We start from the raw sequence: 17,418 nt of genomic DNA, 5'->3' as shown, positions 1-17,418 counted from the left end.
CGACCGGGGCAGCGGGAACACACCGGGGATGAGGCGGGCTTTGCACTCCCATGACGCCTCGGATACCCCGAACCGGGACGAACCGAACTCTCCTGGGAGCGGGACGGGGCGGGTCGGGCGCGTCGGAACACGCCCGCCCGACACCGTCGCGCGGTCGGTGCGCGGCCCGGCCGGAACGGACCGGGTCGCACCAACCCTCAGGACCTGGTGATCCGCCGGCCGCTCACCCTGGCCGGGGTGATCTTGAGGACCTCGTCGCGCGGCCCGGCCGCCCACGGCTGGGGCATGCGGCCCTGGGGGAGGCGGGAGAGCTCCCCGGGATCGCGGACCCACCGGCAGCGACCCGAGGTCAGGACGCTCCACCCCTCACGGCGCTCCTCGTCGAACTCGTCGACCTGGAACGAGGCGTAGCCCCGACCGTGGCGCATGATCGTTCCGGCCAGGGTGGACCGGAACACGATCGTGTCGCCCGTCATCAGGTAGTTCACCGGCAGGACCGTCGGCGCGGCGTCCCCCTCGATGGTGAAGGCCACCCGGCCGACACTGTGCTCGGCCAACAGGTTGAGGCAGGTCTCCCGTTCCAGCACGGTGAAGCTGGCCTTGGTGTCCCCCTCCGCCAGGTCGGCCCCGGTGAGGAGTTCGGTCTCCTCACCCAACCGGCTGCTGCCCTCCATGACCTCACTGGTCTGGCGCTGCTCGGGAGGGGAGGCCGACGCGGCCGCCGTTCCCGTCCGCCGAGGTTCCGCGCCGCCCCCACGTGTTGCGTCCATCACGAACTCCCTGAGGTGGTGCCTTCGTCTCCTCCTCCGCCGCCCTCGCCTGACGGGGCCCGAAGGCGCGGCTCCCCGACTGCGACGGCGAAGGTCCCACTGACCGCGTACCCGGTCCGAGGCACGGCCCAAACGACGTGGGGGGTGTGGTTCGGGGCACTGCCGGCGGGCCCCGGGAGGACGGGCGGGCGGCTCAGCGCCGGGCGCTGCCGGTCACGCCGACGGGGAGGTCGTCGAGGGAGTCGTCCTTGGTCTCACGGCTGATCAGCAGGGCCGTCAGGGTGAGCGCGCCGACCAGCACCAGGTATCCGCCGACCCAGTTCAGGCCGAAGGTGCCGGCCAGCCAGGTGGCGATGTAGGGCGCGAAGGACGCTCCCAGCAGACCCGCCAGGTTGTAGGCGACCGAGGCTCCGGTGTAGCGGACGTTGGTGGGGAACAGCTCGGGAAGCTGGGCGGCCATGGGACCGAACGTCAGGCCCATGAGGGACAGGCCGATGATGAGGAAGGCCATCACCCCGACCGTGCCTCCGCTGCCCATGAGCGGCCCCATCGCGAAGCCGAACACGATGATCGCCGCGGTCACGGTGATGAGCGTGGGGCGCCGTCCGACCCGGTCGGCGATGATCCCGGACAGGGGCGTGAAGATCGCGAAGAACACGACGCCGACCAGCAGGAACACCAGGAACTGCGAACGCTCGTACCCCAGGCCGTTCTCCGGGTCGGTGCCGAAGCCCAGGGAGAACACCGTCATCAGGTAGAAGAGCACGTAGGTGGCGACCATGATGAGCGTGCCCAGGACGACCGCCGACCAGTGGGTGCGCAACACCTCGGCCATCGGCGCCCTGACCCGCCCGCCCGAGGCCACGACCCTGGCGAAGGCCGGGGTCTCGTGCAGGGTCAGGCGGACCCACAGCCCGACGGCGATCAGGACCGTCGACAGCAGGAACGGCAGGCGCCAGCCCCAGGCCATGAACGCCTCGTCGCCCATGGTTCCGGTGATGGTCAGGAACACGCCGTTGGCGAGGAAGAAGCCGATCGGCGCGCCCAGCTGCGGGAAGGTCCCGTAGAAGGCCCGTTTGGCGCGGGGCGCGTTCTCCGTGGCCAGCAGGGCGGCCCCGCCCCACTCGCCGCCCAGCCCCAGGCCCTGGCCGAAGCGGCACACCGCCAGCAGCAGCGGCGCGACCACGCCCGCCTGCGCGTAGGTGGGCAGTACGCCGATGGCCACGGTGGCCACGCCCATGGTGAGCAGTGAGGCGACCAGGGTGGCCTTACGGCCGACCCGGTCGCCGAAGTGGCCGAACACCCACGAGCCGATGGGGCGGGCGACGAACGCGATCGCGAACGTGGCCAGGGACTGCAGCCGGGCCGCCATCATGTCGCCCTCGGGGAAGAAGAGCGAGGGGAAGACCAGCACGGCGGCGGTCGCGTAGATGTAGAAGTCGTAGAACTCGATGGACGTGCCCACGAGGCTGGCGGTCAGGACCCTGCCCCGGGGGTTGGTCGGCGGATCCTCCGGTTCGGGGCGGGGCCGGACCGGCTCCGCCCCGCGTGTGTCGACGTCCGTCATCGTGCCCTCTTCCACGTCAGCGGTGATGGTGATCTGGCGGGATCCTAGACCTGATGCACACCATGTGAAACGTTCGTCTCATAATCTGGACATTCTGCCACTTTCTCGCCGGGAATACGCGACGTGTGTCACAGGAGGGCGTCCCGCGGGGTCCTCCGGGAGTGGCGTGGATCTCCCCCCGCGATGTCACGTCCGGGAGCCCTCGCGCCGTCATCCCGGTGAAGGTCAACGCACTGATGGGAGACACCCCATGGCACACGAGATCGTGGTTCTGGGCGCGGGCTACGCCGGGCTCACGGCGGCGCGCAAGATCGACCACGACGCGCGGACGCGCGCGCTGGAGGTCCGCGTCACCCTGGTCAACGCCACCCCCGACTTCGTCGAACGCGTCCGGCTGCACGAGGTGGCCGTCGGGCGGGACGTGGGCACGCACCCGCTGTCGGAGGCGCTGGAGGGCACGGACATCGGCCTGGTCGTGGGCTGGGTCGAGGGGATCGACACCGAGGAGCGGAGGGTGGCGGTGCGTGTGGGGGGCGAGGTCCGCTCCCTCGCCTACGACACCCTCGTCCACGCCCTGGGCAGTGCGGAGGGCGCCAGCCCCGTGCCCGGAGTCTCCGAGCACACGCTCACCTGCGCCACGCTCGACGGTGCCCGTGCCGTCGCCGACCGCATCGCCACCGACCGCCCCGGGAGGGTGATCGTGGTGGGCGGCGGGCTCACCGGAATCGAACTCGCCACCGAGATCGCGGAGACCCGTCCGTCGGTCCGCGTGGACCTGCTCACCCGTGGTCAGGCCGCCCCCGGAACCAGTCCGAGGGGACGCGCCCACCTCCTGCGGGTGTTCGACCGCCTGGGCGTCGCCCTGAGTGAGAACACCGACGTCGCCGAGGTGGACGCCCGCGGCATCCGCCTGGCGGACGGTACGCACGTGGCCGCCGACCTGGTGGTGTGGAACGTCGGGTTCTCGGTTTCGCCGCTGGCGCGTGCGGCCGGTCTCGCCGTCGACGACGGTGGCCGGGCTCTGGTGGACGGCACACAGCGGTCGGTCTCCCACCCCGACGTGTACGTGGTGGGGGACGCCGCCCGCGGCGCCGACCCCGGTGGCGCGGTCATGCGGATGTCCTGCGCGATGGGTCTGCCCATGGGGTCGAACGCGGCCGATGCCATCATGGACCGCCTGAGCGGACGCGAACCCGAGACCGCCCCGTTCGGCTACGTCTTCCGGTGCGTGAGCCTGGGGCGCAAAGACGGCCTCATCCAGTTCGTGACCGCGACCGACGCCCCCAGGTCGCTCGTCCTCACCGGCCGCGCCGCGGCCCGCTACAAGGAGTACATCGTCTCCTCCGCCTACGGTCAGGCGAGCGGTGACGTGCGGATGGCCGGCACCTATCTGGCCACCCTGCGGCGCCTGTCCCGGCGCGCCGCGAAGCGGCACGCGGCCACCGCCGGACCGGTGACCGCTACGGCCGCGGGCGCCCAGCGGCGTTGAGGGGACCGGGGCACCCGACCGCCCCGGATCAGGCGCGCTGCCGGTCCGGGGCGAGCTTCGGGCTGGCCAGGAAGGGCCGCGCCACCCGGTCGGCCAGGGGCGTGGCCGCCAGGCGCAGCAGCTGGCGGCGCACCAGCATCCGGGTGGTCGAGGCGGGCACGAACCAGCGGGCCAGCCGCCGCCCGGCCGCCTGCTTGGTCTCGATCACGGGCTTGACCCGGCCCTCGTACCGGGACAGGGCGGCCGCGATCTCCGGGCCGGAGGCCCCCGCCTCGCCCAGCTCCCGGCCCAGCACCTCGGCCGCGGCCACCGCCATGCTCGCGCCCTGGCCCGCCATCAGCGACACCGCCTGGCAGGCGTCGCCGACCAGCACCACCCGGGAGCGCGACCACGCGGGCACGACGATCTGCTCGACCTCGTCGTAGAACGGCCGCGCGGGGCACTCCTCCAACAGGCGCGGCAGGTACCAGCCCATGTCCGCGTAGACCTCGCGCAGCCGGGCGCGCGGGTCCGCGGGAAGGGAGCCGTCCGGGGCCAGGTGGCACAGGAAGGTCGCCCCCGTGGTCTCGGTCAGGCGGTACAGGCCCGCCTGCACCCTGGGCGCCTCCAGCATGTGCAGCTCGCGGCCCAGGGCTGTGGCCACCTCGGGATCCTCGAACAGGAACGCCGCGGTGTGCGCACCCAGGTAGCGGCGGAACCGCTCCTTGGGACCGAACACCAGCTCACGCACCCGGGAGTGCGTGCCGTCCGCCCCCACGAGCAGGTCCGCCCGCTCCACGGTGCCGTCGGTCAGCTCCACCGAGACCCCGTCGGTGTCCTGCTCGACACGGGCGACGCTGAGCCCGTGGCGCACGTCGGCCCGCGCTCCCAGCGCCTCGCGCAGGGTCAGCTCCAGGTTTCCGCGCAGGAGGGAGACCAGGCGCCCGCCGCCCAGCCGCTGGGTGGCGTCGCCGCCCATGCGCGCGGTGCGCTGGCCGTGGGCCGTCCGGTACTGGATCCCCTCCAGGCGCAGGTCGTGGGAGTGCAGCCGGTCGCGCAGCCCCATGGCCTGGATCGAGTCGTAGCCGGGTCCGAAGAAGTCGATGACGTAGCCGCCCGGGATCGTCCCCGTGGCGACCGCGTCGGGATCGACTCTTCCGTGCTGCTCGGCCCGGTGCTCGACCACGGTGGTCTCCCAGCCCGCGCGCCGCAGCCACCACGCCGTGGCCAGACCGGCGATGCCTCCGCCGACGATGACCGCTCTCATCGCTTTCCCTCCTGTGGGTCGGGCGCCGCGAGGAGGCGGCGCAGGGGTTCGGTGTAGGCCTCCGGCCCGGGTACGGGGATCAGCGCGCGGTGCAGGACGACGCCGTCGAGGAAGGCGCACAGCACCTCGGCGACCGCCTCGGGCTGGGGGGTGTCGTTCTCGGCCAGCCACGCGGTGATCGCCGACCGGGTGCTCACCAGGATGCGGGACATGGTCGCGTGCAGTTCGGGGTCGCGGGTGGCGGCCAGGTAGGCCTCCGCGAACAGGACGGAGGCGGGGTCGTCGCCGGAGTAGGCGTCCATCGTCCGCAGCATCGCCAGCAGGCCCCCGACGGGGTCGCCCGCGGTGGTCAACGCGGCCAGGGGGGCGTCGAGCACCTCGGTCAGGACCGAGTCGACGGCGGCGCGCAGCAGGGCCTCCAACGAGTCGAAGTGGTAGTGCACGAGCCCCGGCCGGACCTCGGCCCGGGCGGCCACGAGCCGGGTGGTGACCGCGTTCCACCCCACCTCGGGGATGAGCTCCACGGCGGCGGCGAGCAGCTTGGCGCGGCTGCTCCGGCCCCGTTCCGCGGAGGTGGCGGACGGTGTCTCCGATGTTTGGTCATTTGCCTTGGGCATATGACCAAACTAGGGGTGCGCGGGGCCCCGGGTCAAGTGCCCAATCCTTTGCCCCCCGCGGCTCCCGCGCTCAGCCGCGCTGGAGGGCGTCCCCGCGCACCACGCGCGTGCAGTTCCGTCGGAAGCGTTTGACCAGTTCACCGTTGGGCCGGTCGCTGCGTTCGACCCAGTCGCGCGCGGCGTCGTCGGTCAGCCCGCCCGCGCGCTGGCGCCGGTGCAGGCGCTGCTCCCGCACCGCGTCGGGCGCCTCCACGTACCAGAGTTCGGCGAACAGGGCGCGTGCCCGGGGCCAGGGGTCCTCGTCGTTGGCGAGGTAGTTGCCCTCGGTGACGACCAGGCGGGTGTGCGGCTCGACCACGTGGCGGGCCGCGACCGGCTCGTGCAGGTCGCGGTCGTAGTCGGGTACGTAGACGGGGTGGTCGGTCTCCTCCAGCAGGCGGCGCACCAGCGCCACGTAGCCGTGGGCGTCGAAGGTGTCCGGCGCGCCCTTGCGGTCGCGGCGTCCGAGCCGGTCGAGTTGGGCGTTGGACAGGTGGAAGCCGTCCAGGGGCAGGTACCCGGCGGTCCCCGGCGCGGTGCGGTCGTTGATCTCGGCCACCAGGCGGCGGGCGAGCGTCGACTTCCCGGCGGCGGGGGCGCCCGCCAGGCCCAGCACGGCGCGTACGCCGTTGCCGTGCGAGGGCGCCGGGAGGAGGGCGAGGGCGTCGGTGACCACGGTGTCGGACACGGGCCGAGGGTCTTCGATCACGCGGACGAATCTACCCGAACCGCCGGACCGTCACCCCGGTGCGCGGCGATCGGGGCCGGGTGCGCCCGCAGGGGGCGCGGGCGTGTCAGTAGCCCAACTCCCGCAACCGCGCCTCGCCCATGCCCAGCGCGTGCCCGATCTCGTGCTTCAGGACCATGGCCACCCTCTCCTCGACCTCGCCCGGTGAGCGGCACGTGCGCAGGATCGGCACCCGGTAGAGCTCGATGCGGTCCGGCAGGCTCCCCGGTACGCGCCGGCCCCGCCGTGTGCGGGGCACGCCCACGAAGCGCCCCAGCAGCAGCTGCCCGGACTCGTGCGACGGCGGCTGGTCGTCGACGAGCAGAGCGACGTCGGCCATGGTGCGCTGCACCCATGCGGGGAGCGCGGCGAAGGACCGGCTCACCAGGTCCTCGAACGCGTCCAGGTCCATCGCGTCGGTGTTCACGCGCACTCACCTCCGGGTCGGACTTCCGCGGCCGCGGAAGGAGGGGCGGCCCCGCCCGGCGCGACGGCGCGGGTCGGCCCCCACCGGTGGAACGCCGGGCCGCCGCCGGAGACTTCCCCGGCGCCCCGCCGGACGCGCGCCCGGCGGGGCGCCGACCGGTCAGGGCGCCTGGCCCACGTGCGCCAGGGCCTGGCGCACCAGCACCCCCTGGCCGCCCGCCATCTCCTCGTGCACCAGCGGGTTGGCCGCCTCCTCGGGTGTCAGCCACACCAGGTCCAGGGCGTCCTGGCGCGGCTGGCAGTCGCCGGACACCGGGACGATGTAGGCCATGGCCACGGCGTGCTGGCGGGGGTCGTGGAACGGCGTGATCCCCGGAGTGGGGAAGTACTCGGCCACCGTGAAGGGCTGGGGCGAGGTGGGGATGCGCGGGAGCGCGACCGGCCCCAGGTCCTTCTCCAGGTGCCGCAGCAGTGCGTCGCGCACGCGCTCGTGGTAGAGCACGCGGCCCGAGACGACCGACCGGCTGAACGTGCCGTCCGGGGCCGCCCGCATGAGCAGGCCGAGGTGCGTCACCGTCCCGGTCTCGTCCACGCGCACGGGTACGGCCTGGACGTAGAGCACGGGCATGCGTCCGCGGATGCTCTCCAGCTCCGCGGAGGAGAACCAGCCGGGCTGGGTGTCTGCGGTCTCGGTCATGGGGTGCGCGGCGGGGCGCCCCGGGAACGGTCGGGGACGCGGACGCCGCTCCCTCCCTTCGCTCTCGTCGTGACCCTGGGGGTCGGACCCGCGCCCGGACCCGCCGGGCGGGGCGCACGTGTGCAGTACCGCTTCTACCGCACCGGCGGGCGGAAAGCACGGTGCGGGTGGAGGTTCGGGAGTGTCCGAGAGGGGTGGGGAGGGGTCGGATCCGCTATCGGCGAGATTTCCCGGGTTTTTCTCGCGAAAAGCCTCCCGTGGCATCACTGGAGAGGTTACGATCTCGTACGCGGTTGCGTAGTGGATAGGTTACGCCCGGTGAGAGGTGGCCCGAGTGGCGAGTGATGCCCGGTTCTCTGTCCAGGAACGTTTCGCCTGTACGGGAGTGACGGTGGTCCCCGTCCACGGCGAAGTCGACCTCGCCACCGCCGACCGCATGCGCGACCGGCTGCTGGGGGCCGCGCACGAGTCGCGGTGCGACTGCCTGGTCGTGGACATGTCCGGCCTGGACTTCTTCGACGCCAGCGGGTTGCGCGCCCTGCTGTCCGTCTCCCGGACCCTCACCCGCGAGGGCCGCCACATGGTCCTCGCCGAACCGGCGCCGATCGCCGCGCGGGTGCTCGACGCGCTCGCCATGGGCCGGGTGTTCGAGATCTACCCGCTGGTGGAGATGGCCCTGACCCACACCAGCGGGCTGCGGGTGGACGGCGCCCCGGTGTCCGGAGGCCCGGCCACCGGGACCCCCTGACCGGGGCCGACCCCGCCCCCCTACTCCCTGGCCGCGCCCGGCTCCCGGCCGCCGGCCGCGTCGGCGCCCTCCCGGACCAGGAAGGGTTCCAGCAGCCCCGGAACCGCGGCGTCCGCCCAGGCCAGCCCCTGGCCCAGCCCGACGTCCGCCGCCGCGTACATGCCCGAACCCGCCGCCGTGGTCGCCGCCACGTCGGCCAGGCCCGCCCACCGCTGGAACGGCGACCGCGTGATCCGCCATCCGATCACCGCCGACCGCTCCAGGGTCACGGTGTCGCGCGCCGCCATGCCCCGGCGCACCACCAGGTAGCGCGGGTGCAGACCGTGGCCCAGGCCCCGGTAGGAGCCCACCGCGTACCAGAACGCCCCGGCGCCCAGGAGCACCGCCAGCACGGCCCAGCCCCAGCCCGGAGTGGTCCGCAGTACCGGGGTGGCCAGCGGGATCGGGGCGAACTCCTGCTCCGCCCGGATCGCGTGCTCCCACCACGTCTCGGTGGCCAGGGCGTGCACCCAGGCCAGCGCCGCCGCGGCCGCCGCGCCGAGCACCGTGGCCAACCCGGCCCGGGTGAACCGGCGGCGCAGCGCCGACCGCGGGTGGGCGGTCAGCGGCACGTCCAGGGGGGAGTCCTCCTCCCGCATGAGATCTGCGGCCAGCGCCCGTGCCCGGGCCCGGGGCATGCCGGGGGACAGGCGGCTCTTCGCGCTGGTCTTCTTCTCGTCGGCGGCGGACAGGCCGGTCGCCACGGCCCGCACGTCCGCGCCGCCGACCGAGCGCAGCACGAACGGCTCGTGCAGGGTGACACCGTTCAGCCGCCGTCCCTCCACCGACAGCGACACGCTCGTCAGCAGTCCCCGGCGCAGCCGCACGGTGCCGTCGTGCTCGCGGGTGAGACGGTAGTTCCACCAGGTCTCCACCGCGGCCAGGGTCAGGACCACCACCCCCGACACCAGCAGCGCCAGCAGTGACAGCGGCACCACCATGAGCAGCCGGGCCATCACGAACGAGGACATCTCCTCGGGTGTCGGCAGCCCCAGTCGGCCGGAGACCCAGTCCCAGCCCACACCGCTGGTCTGGGCGTTGATTCCCAGCAGGGCGGCGATCGCACCGAGGCCGACGCCCAGGGTGGCGGCGGTCGCCGGGGCGTAGGCCAGCCACACGGGGGTGAGCCGGGCGAGCTCGACCTCGTCGGCGGTCTCCTCCACCGTCCCCGCCCCGGCCGTCCCGGTGCCGTGCGCGTCCGTGTCGGCGGCGGCGCCGGACCGCTGCGGGGCCCGCCGGTGCAGCAGGTCCCGCCGCAGGACCTCGCCCTGCCCGGCGGTGACGAAGACGAGCTGGAGCTGGTCGGAGCCGCCGGAGCCGACCTTCTCGCCGGTGCCGACCGTCACCGAGCACAGTCCGAACACCCGGACGAACAGCGGCGCGGCCACGTCCACACTGCGTACGCGTTCGCGCGGGATGGAACGGTAGGACTTGGCGACGATCCCCGACCGCACCTCCATGCGCTCCTCGGTCACCCGGTACCGGGTGGCGCGCAGCCGCAGCAGGTCGAGGTAGGTCGTCAGGGCCAGGAAGACGAGCGCTCCGGGAAGGGGGAAGAACACCCACGGGTACTGGCCCAGCACGGCGAGCACGACCGTGCCCACGATCGCCGAGGGGACGAGGACGATCCCGGTCACGGTGGCGCTGGCCCACACCGACAGCGGGTGGAGCCGCTGCCAGGGGACCTCGGGGTCGGCGCGGTCGGGGGTGTCGGAGTCGGCGCGGTGGCCGTCCGGAGCCTGCGGGGGGAGCCCGTCGGGGGAGGTCATGTCGCGTCTCCCGGGGTCGCCTGGGTGGTCTCGGTCAGCCGCTCGGCCACGTCGGTGGCCACGGCGGCGTCCAGCCCGGTGATCTCGATGGGCCCGGCGGCGGACGCCGTCGTCACGGTCACGCTGGACAGGCCGAACGCCCGCTGGAGGGGGCCGCGGTCGGTGTCCACGGTCTGGATCCGCGACATCGGCGCCACGCGCCACTCCTGCCAGATCCAGCCGCTGGAGGTGTAGACGGCGGTGTCGGTGACCTCCCACCGGTGGACGCGGTACCGCCACTGCGGCATGACCACCGTGACCAGCAGTCCGAGACCGCCGATCACCGCCGCCGCGAGCAGGAACCACAGGCGCGGCGGGGCCCAGATCAGGGCCGGGACCACGGGCACGGCGGTGAGGACCACGGTCACCGCCAGCGACCGGGTGGTCCACCACCAGACGGCGCGGCGGTCGACGCGGTGGTGGGGTGGGCGCAAGCGCGGAGCGTCGCTGCTCATCGCGTCCGCATCTCCTCTCGGTCGGGGCCCGAACGGGCCTGTCAATAAAAAGTGATATCACAATGCTATGCTGGAGTCATCACCTGGACGAGAGGCCACTGACATGAGCGAACCCACCGGGGCCCCGCGCCCCAACCCCCAGTACCGCGAGTACGACGCCCGCAGCAGGGACGGACTCCTGATGACGGCCGTGAGCGGCGTCCTCGTCCTGGCCGGAGCCGCGGTCGCGGCCCTGACCCTGGCCGGCCTGCCCCTGGCGATGCTGGCCGTCGGCGTGGTCCTGGCCCTCGCGGGCGGGGTGCTGTCCCTGGGACTGACCATGGTCTCGCCCAACGAGGCGCGCGTCGTGCAGCTGTTCGGCCGCTACGTGGGCACCGTCCGCACCGACGGTCTGCGCTGGGTCAACCCCTTCACGCTGCGCGGCACCATCTCCACCCGCATCCGCAACCACGAGACCTCCGTCATCAAGGTCAACGACGCCTCCGGCAGCCCCATCGAGATCGCCGCCGTCGTGGTCTGGCAGGTCGAGGACACCGCTCGGGCGACCTTCGAGGTCGACGACTTCGTCCAGTTCGTCTCCACCCAGACCGAGGCCGCCGTCCGCCACATCGCGGGCCGCCACCCCTACGACTCCTACGACGCCGAGGAGGTTCCCTCCCTGCGCGACGACGCCGACCTCATCACCGGTCAGCTGTCCAAGGAGGTCGCCGACCGGGTCGAGGCCGCCGGGGTGACCGTCGTGGAGTCCCGCTTCACCCACCTGGCCTACGCGCCGGAGATCGCCCAGGCCATGCTCCAGCGCCAGCAGGCCGGAGCCATGATCGCCGCCCGCCGGGAGATCGTCGAGGGCGCCGTCGGCATGGTCGACCGCGCGCTGGAGCGCCTGTCGGAGCAGGAGGTGGTGGAACTGGACGAGGAGCGCAAGGCCGCCATGGTCAGCAACCTGCTGGTGGTGCTGTGCTCCGACCGTCCCACCAACCCCGTCGTCAACACCGGGACCCTGTACCAGTAGCCGGGACGAGGTGGCCGTGTCCGAGCGAAAGAAGGTGCTGCTGCGGCTCGATCCCGCGGTCCACGACGCGCTCGCGCGCTGGGCCGGGCAGGAGCTGCGCAGCACCAACGCCCAGATCGAGTTCCTCCTGCGCCGTGCGCTCGACGACGCCGGACGCATGCCCAAGGAGGTACGCGACATCCCCCGGAGGGGCCGCCCCCGCAAGGCGCGGCCCCGGGGGGAGGCAGACGACTGACGGGGCCGGGTACCCGGCCCCGTCGACCACGCGGATCCGGTCACCGCCGCCGACACGGGCGGCCGCTCAGGGGCGGCCCTCGTCGGCCGCCCCGGCCACGGCCGCGTGCAGGGCACGGGAGGTGGCCCGGTCGGCCGGCAGGAACGACTCGATCCTCAACTCCGACACGGTGACGTCCACCGGCGTACCGAAGGTCGCCACCGTGGACAGCAGGGCCAGCTCACCCCGTCCGTGGCGCAGCCGCAGCGGCACGGCCAGCGCGCCGGCCGCGCCGCCGCGCGGGGGCTCGGGGTCCGCGCACGGATAGGCGCGCAGCTCCCGGTACAGCTCCGCCAGGCCGGGGTCGGCGGTCCACTCCGCCTCCCTGCGCAGGCGGTCCAGCAGGTGGGCCCGCCACTCGCCCAGGTTGACGATCCTGGCCGCCAGCCCCTCCGGGTGCAGCCCCACACGCAGGACGTTCACCGGCGGGGTCAGCAGCTCCTCGGCGACCCCCTCCAGGAGCGCACCGACGGCGGAGTTGGCCTCCAACAGCGTCCAGGAGCGGTCCACCACCAACGCCGGGAACGGCTCGTGCCCGGCGAGCACCTCCCGTACCGCGGCGCGCAGCGACTCCAGCTCCGGCCCCTCCGGCGGGGCCTCCGTGTAGGCGGGGGCGTACCCGGCGGCGAGCAGGAGCCGGTTGCGCTCCCGCAGCGGCACGTCCAGGCTCTCGCCCAGGAGGAGGACCATCTCCCGGCTGGGCCGGGACCGTCCGGTCTCCACGAAGCTGAGGTGCCGGGTGGAGATCTCCGCCCGCAGGGACAGGTCCAGTTGGCTGATCCGCCGTCTGTTGCGCCAGGACCTCAGCAGGGGGCCGAACGCGGGCTCCCGCGTCGCCGTCGCCTCCGCGGTCACACCGCCTCCCGGGTGGCCCGGCGCAGCGCGACCGCCTCGGCCGCGGTGACCGCCGCGAGGGCCAGGGCCTGGCCGAGGACGAGGGCCGCACCGAACGCCGTCGGCGAGGCCAGGAGGACGACCGCCGCCGAGCTCAGGACCCACAGGGCGTTCACGGCGACCACGGGCAACACCTCGCGCGCTCCAGGGGACGGGCGCCAGGACAGCACCCACACCAGCGCGGCGAACGGGACCAGGAAGGCCCCCGCGGACAGCACGAGCGCCAGGGGAAGACCGAGGAGCTCGGGAAGGAGGGGCGCGCCCAACAGCAGGACGAGCCCGGAGCCCGCGCAGGCCAGACCGTCCACGCGCAGGGCCAGGCGGAGCGGCTGGGCGTCGGTGGTGGGGAGCAGGGTGGCCACGGTACCTCCTGGGGTTCTCGGAAGTGGCGCGTCCAGTCTCGCCGCGCAGGGGTCAACGCGTCGATTACCCGGGAGGTCATGCTCAAACGGAAGGGAGCCGGGTGCCCCGTGCGGGGCGCCCGGCTCCGTCGGCGCGGCCGGTGGCGGGGAGCGCTCAGTCCACGCTCAGGATCAGGTCGCCGCCCTCCACCCGCTGGACCCGGTCGATCGCGATCCGGGACACGGCGCCCGCCCTCGGCGCGGTGATGGACGCCTCCATCTTCATGGCCTCGATGGTGGCGACCGTGGCACCGGCCTCCACCCGCTCCCCGGGCGACACGGCCAGCGTGACCACGCCGGCGAAGGGCGCGGCGACGTGCCCGGGGTCGGTCCGGTCCGCCTTCTCCGCCTCACGCAGGGTGGACGACTGCGAGCGGTCGCGGATCTGGAGCGGGCGGAGCTGGTCGTTGAGGGTGGTCATCACCGTGCGCACACCGCGCTCGTCGGCCTCGCTGACCGCCTCCAGCCCGATGAGCAGACGCACGCCCGGCTCCAGGTCGACCACGTGCTCCTCGCCCTCGCGCAGCCCGTAGAAGAAGTCCGGGCTGGAGAGCACGCTCGTGTCGCCGTAGGAGGCGCGGTGCGCCTGGAACTCCCGTGCGGGTGCGGGGAAGAGCAGGCGGTTCAGGGTCGCGCGGCGGTCCTCGGCCAGCCCGGTGCGGTCCTCCGCCGTCAGCTCCTCGGTCGGCCGGGCCGCGCCCCGCCCCTCCAGGGCCTTGGTGCGGAACGGCTCGGGCCACTCACCCGGAGGCACACCGAGTTCGCCCCGCAGGAATCCGACCACCGAGTCGGGCACGTCGAACCGGCCCGGGTCCTTCTCGAAGTCCTCGGGCGCGACCCCGGCGCCGACCAGGTGCAGGGCCAGGTCGCCCACCACCTTCGACGACGGCGTCACCTTGACCAGCCTGCCCAGCATCCGGTCGGCTGCGGCGTACATCGCCTCGATGTCCTCGAACCGGTCGCCCAGCCCCAGGGCGATGGCCTGGGTGCGCAGGTTGGAGAGCTGGCCGCCGGGGATCTCGTGGTGGTAGACCCGGCCGGTGGGCGAGGCCAGGCCCGCCTCGAAGGGCGCGTACACCCGGCGCACGGCCTCCCAGTACGGCTCCAGGGCGTTCACCGCCTCCAGGCTCAGCCCGGTCGGGTGCTCGGAGTGGTCGAAGGCGGCCACGATCGCCGACAGCGACGGCTGCGACGTCGTCCCCGCCATGGAGGCCACCGCGCCGTCGACCGCGTCCGCGCCCGCGTTCACCGCGGCCAGGTAGGTCGCCAGCTGCCCGCCCGCGGTGTCGTGCGTGTGGACGTGCACGGGCAGGTCGAACTCGCGTCGCAGCGCCGTCACCAGCTTCGCTGCGGCGGGTGCGCGCAACAGGCCCGCCATGTCCTTGATCGCCAGCACGTGGGCGCCCGCCGCCACGATGCGCTCGGCCAGGGAGAGGTAGTAGTCGAGCGTGTACAGCCGCTCGTTCGGGTCGGACAGGTCCGAGGTGTAGCACAGCGCGACCTCCGCGACCCCGGTCCCGGTCTCCCGTACCGCCTCGATCGCCGGACGCATCTGCTCCACGTCGTTGAGCGCGTCGAACACCCGGAACACGTCCACGCCCGTCGCCGCGGCCTCCTGGACGAACGCGGAGGTCACCTCGGTGGGGTAGGGGGTGTAGCCCACGGTGTTGCGGCCGCGCAGGAGCATCTGGAGGCAGATGTTGGGCACCGCCTCACGCAGCGCCGCCAGCCGTTCCCAGGGGTCCTCGGCCAGGAACCGCAGCGCCACGTCGTAGGTGGCGCCGCCCCAGCACTCCAGGGACAGCAGCCCGGGCAGGGTGTCGGCCACCGCGGGCGCCACGGCGAGCAGGTCCTTGGTCCGCACCCGCGTGGCCAGCAGCGACTGGTGGGCGTCCCGGAAGGTGGTGTCGGTGACCCCCAGGGTGTCGGACGCGCGCAGCCAGCGCGCGAACCCCTCCGGTCCCAGCTCCGCCAGCCGCTGCCTCGATCCGGGCGGCGGCCCGTCCCCGCCGGTCGCGGGCAGCTTGGCCACGGGGTCGATCAGGTGCGGGCGCTCCCCGTGCGGCTTGTTGACCGTCACGTCGGCCAGGTAGGTCAGCAGGCGGGTGCCGCGGTCGGCGGAGGGGCGGGCGGTGAGCAGGTGGGGCCGCTCCTCGATGAACGAGGTGGTGACCCGGCCCTGCTGGAAGTCCGGGTCGTCCAGGACCGCCTGCAGGAAGGGGATGTTGGTGGCGATGCCGCGGATGCGGAACTCGGCCACCGCGCGGCGGGCCCTGCTGATCGCGGTGGGCAGGTCCCGTCCCCGGCAGCTCAGCTTCACCAGCAGGGAGTCGAAGTAGGCGCTGACCTCGGTGCCCGCCGCGGCGGTGCCGCCGTCCAACCGGATGCCGGACCCGCCGGGGGAGCGGTAGGCGCTGATGGTGCCGGTGTCCGGGCGGAACCCGTTGGCGGGGTCCTCGGTGGTGATCCGGCACTGGAGCGCGGCCCCGCGCAGGGTGATCGAGTCCTGGCTCAGCCCCAGGTCGGCCAGGGTCTCCCCGGAGGCGATGCGCATCTGGGCCTGGACCAGGTCGACGTCGGTGACCTCCTCGGTCACCGTGTGCTCGACCTGGATGCGCGGGTTCATCTCGATGAAGACGTGGTTTCCGTCCCGGTCCACCAGGAACTCGACCGTGCCCGCGTTGCGGTAGCCGATGGTGCGGGCGAACCGTACCGCGTCCTGGCACATCCGCTCGCGCAGCTCAGGGTCGAGGTTGGGCGCGGGGGCCAGCTCCACGACCTTCTGGTGGCGCCGCTGGACCGAGCAGTCGCGCTCGAAGAGGTGGATGACGTCCCCCCGGCCGTCGGCCAGGATCTGCACCTCGATGTGGCGGGGCTCCACCACGGCCTTCTCCAGGAACACGGTGGCGTCGTCGAAGGCCGCGCCCGCCTCGCGCATGGCGGCCTCCAGGGCCTCGCGCAGCGCCCCCGGGGCGTCCACCCGGCGCATCCCCCGGCCGCCGCCCCCGGCGACGGCCTTGACGAACAGCGGGAAGCCGACCTCCTCCGAGGCGGCCACCAGGGCGTCCACGTCCGTGGAGGGCTCGGAGGAGCCCAGCACCGGCACGCCCGCCGCCCTGGCCGCCGCCACCGCGGAGGCCTTGTTCCCGGTCAGCTCCAGCACGTCGGCGGGCGGCCCGACGAAGGTGATGCCGGCCTCCTCGCACGCCCTGGCCAGCTCGGGGTTCTCGGACAGGAAGCCGTACCCGGGGTAGACGGCGTCCGCGCCCGCCTCCAGGGCGGTCCGCACGATCTCCCCGACGGACAGGTACGCCCGCACGGGGTGGCCCGGATCCCCGATCTGGTAGGCCTCGTCGGCCTTGAGCCGGTGCAGTGAGTTGCGGTCCTCGTGCGGGAAGACCGCGACGGTCCTCGCACGCAACTCGTTGCCCGCGCGCAGGGCGCGGATCGCGATCTCTCCTCGGTTGGCCACGAGGATCTTCTGGAACATACAGGCGCCTCCTGAGTCTCCGGCCGTGGTGAGGTCGGAACCCTCGGCGCCGTTGCCGGTGTTCGTCGCTCCGCGCACACGGTCAGGTGCACGATAGTTGGCCGGTCTCCTCGGCGCCGACACCGGGGCGGCGTACAGCAGGAGCCGGGTGCTCGCGCCAGTGGCCGAGGGCGACGCGCCGCTGGGGGCGACGCTCAGGGGGAGGGCCGTCGTTGAAGATCCTCGACGGTGGGCGGGGGTGGACCCAGGTCCGTCCTGCCGGTAGCCATGCCACCCATCATGCCTTCCCAGGGGCATGGGGGCCAGCGTTCCGTGACGTTCCGTAGCGTGGTCAGGAAGCACGTGATGAGCTGCTCCCAGCGAGTTTTGTGTCCGGCGCCCGTGTTCGAAGTGCGTGAGAACAAGGGCGGCTCCGGCGATGTCCCCGATCTTGCCGGGGCTGGCGGTGATGTGCTGTGGCAGCCGCCACCGCCGAGTGAGCAGCGCGAACCCGCGCTCGCCCCGACAGCGCACGCCCCGTTGGAGCGTGTTGGGGGTGCGGTCGTCCAGAGTCGGCGGCGGTCCCGGCTCGGCTGCCTGATGGGGGTGATGACGCCGATTCCGGCATTCTCGTACCCCGGATCGGCCAGCGTGGGCAGGTCCTTGGTCGCGAAGGCACAGAGCGCGTCGAGCACACGGGAGCGGGCCGCGGGCCCGGGTGGCGGGATCGGGTCCGTCAC

At 73.5% G+C, this 17,418-nt stretch carries 16 protein-coding genes; 4 read left to right on the top strand and 12 right to left on the bottom strand.

Annotated features, from left to right (window positions below; translation table 11 throughout):
- Positions 1-197 precede the first annotated feature (197 nt).
- Positions 198-770: a pyridoxamine 5'-phosphate oxidase family protein gene (locus tag ACTVAJ_RS05360; protein ID WP_470386925.1), complete on the bottom strand. Its 573-nt coding sequence runs from the start codon at positions 768-770 to the stop codon at positions 198-200.
- 193 nt (positions 771-963) lie between these two features.
- The gene (locus ACTVAJ_RS05355; RefSeq protein WP_470386924.1) at positions 964-2,337 is read right to left on the bottom strand and encodes an MFS transporter; all 1,374 of its coding nucleotides are present in this window, start codon (positions 2,335-2,337) and stop codon (positions 964-966) included.
- 250 nt (positions 2,338-2,587) lie between these two features.
- Here ACTVAJ_RS05355 and ACTVAJ_RS05350 point away from each other — a divergent pair, with 250 nt between their 5' ends.
- Positions 2,588-3,826: an NAD(P)/FAD-dependent oxidoreductase gene (locus ACTVAJ_RS05350; protein ID WP_470386923.1), complete on the top strand. Its 1,239-nt coding sequence runs from the start codon at positions 2,588-2,590 to the stop codon at positions 3,824-3,826.
- Between the two features lie 28 nt (positions 3,827-3,854).
- Here the strand turns inward: ACTVAJ_RS05350 and ACTVAJ_RS05345 are convergent, their stop codons facing one another.
- The 5 genes from ACTVAJ_RS05345 to ACTVAJ_RS05325 form a co-directional block, all read right to left on the bottom strand.
- The gene (locus ACTVAJ_RS05345) at positions 3,855-5,072 is read right to left on the bottom strand and encodes an FAD-dependent oxidoreductase (RefSeq protein WP_470386922.1); all 1,218 of its coding nucleotides are present in this window, start codon (positions 5,070-5,072) and stop codon (positions 3,855-3,857) included.
- Entirely contained in the window at positions 5,069-5,689 is a 621-nt protein-coding gene (locus ACTVAJ_RS05340) for a TetR/AcrR family transcriptional regulator (RefSeq protein ID WP_470386921.1), read from the bottom strand. Before ACTVAJ_RS05340 ends, ACTVAJ_RS05345 begins: the two co-directional genes overlap by 4 nt.
- 70 nt (positions 5,690-5,759) lie before the next feature.
- Positions 5,760-6,416, bottom strand: a complete 657-nt coding sequence (locus ACTVAJ_RS05335) for a nucleoside/nucleotide kinase family protein (RefSeq protein WP_470386966.1) — start codon at positions 6,414-6,416, stop codon at positions 5,760-5,762.
- 106 nt (positions 6,417-6,522) lie between these two features.
- The gene (locus tag ACTVAJ_RS05330) at positions 6,523-6,882 is read right to left on the bottom strand and encodes a metallopeptidase family protein (protein WP_470386920.1); all 360 of its coding nucleotides are present in this window, start codon (positions 6,880-6,882) and stop codon (positions 6,523-6,525) included.
- A 159-nt stretch (positions 6,883-7,041) separates the two neighbouring features.
- Entirely contained in the window at positions 7,042-7,578 is a 537-nt protein-coding gene (locus ACTVAJ_RS05325) for an NUDIX hydrolase family protein (protein WP_470386919.1), read from the bottom strand.
- A gap of 385 nt (positions 7,579-7,963) precedes the next feature.
- Between ACTVAJ_RS05325 and ACTVAJ_RS05320 the strand changes: the two genes are divergently transcribed.
- Entirely contained in the window at positions 7,964-8,326 is a 363-nt protein-coding gene (locus ACTVAJ_RS05320) for an STAS domain-containing protein (RefSeq protein WP_470386918.1), read from the top strand.
- Between the two features lie 20 nt (positions 8,327-8,346).
- Here the strand turns inward: ACTVAJ_RS05320 and ACTVAJ_RS05315 are convergent, their stop codons facing one another.
- A complete protein-coding gene (locus ACTVAJ_RS05315; protein ID WP_470386917.1) occupies positions 8,347-10,134 on the bottom strand; it encodes a PH domain-containing protein in 1,788 nt (595 codons plus the stop codon).
- Positions 10,131-10,628 carry a PH domain-containing protein gene (locus ACTVAJ_RS05310; RefSeq protein ID WP_470386916.1) on the bottom strand — a complete coding sequence of 166 codons (498 nt, stop codon included), beginning with the start codon at positions 10,626-10,628 and terminating at the stop codon, positions 10,131-10,133. The genes ACTVAJ_RS05315 and ACTVAJ_RS05310 overlap by 4 nt, the downstream gene beginning before the upstream one ends.
- A 103-nt stretch (positions 10,629-10,731) precedes the next feature.
- On the opposite strand from ACTVAJ_RS05310, the gene ACTVAJ_RS05305 reads away from it, so the two are divergent.
- Positions 10,732-11,640: an SPFH domain-containing protein gene (locus ACTVAJ_RS05305; protein ID WP_470386915.1), complete on the top strand. Its 909-nt coding sequence runs from the start codon at positions 10,732-10,734 to the stop codon at positions 11,638-11,640.
- Between the two features lie 16 nt (positions 11,641-11,656).
- On the top strand, positions 11,657-11,875 hold the full coding sequence (locus ACTVAJ_RS05300; protein WP_470386914.1) for a type II toxin-antitoxin system antitoxin: 219 nt from the start codon (positions 11,657-11,659) through the stop codon (positions 11,873-11,875).
- A gap of 66 nt (positions 11,876-11,941) precedes the next feature.
- Here ACTVAJ_RS05300 and ACTVAJ_RS05295 read toward each other — a convergent pair whose 3' ends face one another.
- The 3 genes from ACTVAJ_RS05295 to ACTVAJ_RS05285 all read right to left on the bottom strand — a co-directional run bounded on the left by ACTVAJ_RS05295 (position 11,942) and on the right by ACTVAJ_RS05285 (position 16,699).
- The gene (locus tag ACTVAJ_RS05295; RefSeq protein ID WP_470386913.1) at positions 11,942-12,769 is read right to left on the bottom strand and encodes a helix-turn-helix domain-containing protein; all 828 of its coding nucleotides are present in this window, start codon (positions 12,767-12,769) and stop codon (positions 11,942-11,944) included.
- A complete protein-coding gene (locus ACTVAJ_RS05290) occupies positions 12,766-13,170 on the bottom strand; it encodes a hypothetical protein (RefSeq protein ID WP_470386912.1) in 405 nt (134 codons plus the stop codon). Before ACTVAJ_RS05290 ends, ACTVAJ_RS05295 begins: the two co-directional genes overlap by 4 nt.
- 154 nt (positions 13,171-13,324) lie before the next feature.
- On the bottom strand, positions 13,325-16,699 hold the full coding sequence (locus ACTVAJ_RS05285; RefSeq protein ID WP_470386911.1) for a pyruvate carboxylase: 3,375 nt from the start codon (positions 16,697-16,699) through the stop codon (positions 13,325-13,327).
- Positions 16,700-17,418 lie beyond the last annotated feature (719 nt).

This window comes from Nocardiopsis sp. KDC1DS13DA1, assembly GCF_055632325.1.
The sequence above is the reverse complement of the archived record's forward strand: the minus strand, read 5'-3'. Positions and strand labels throughout refer to the sequence as shown.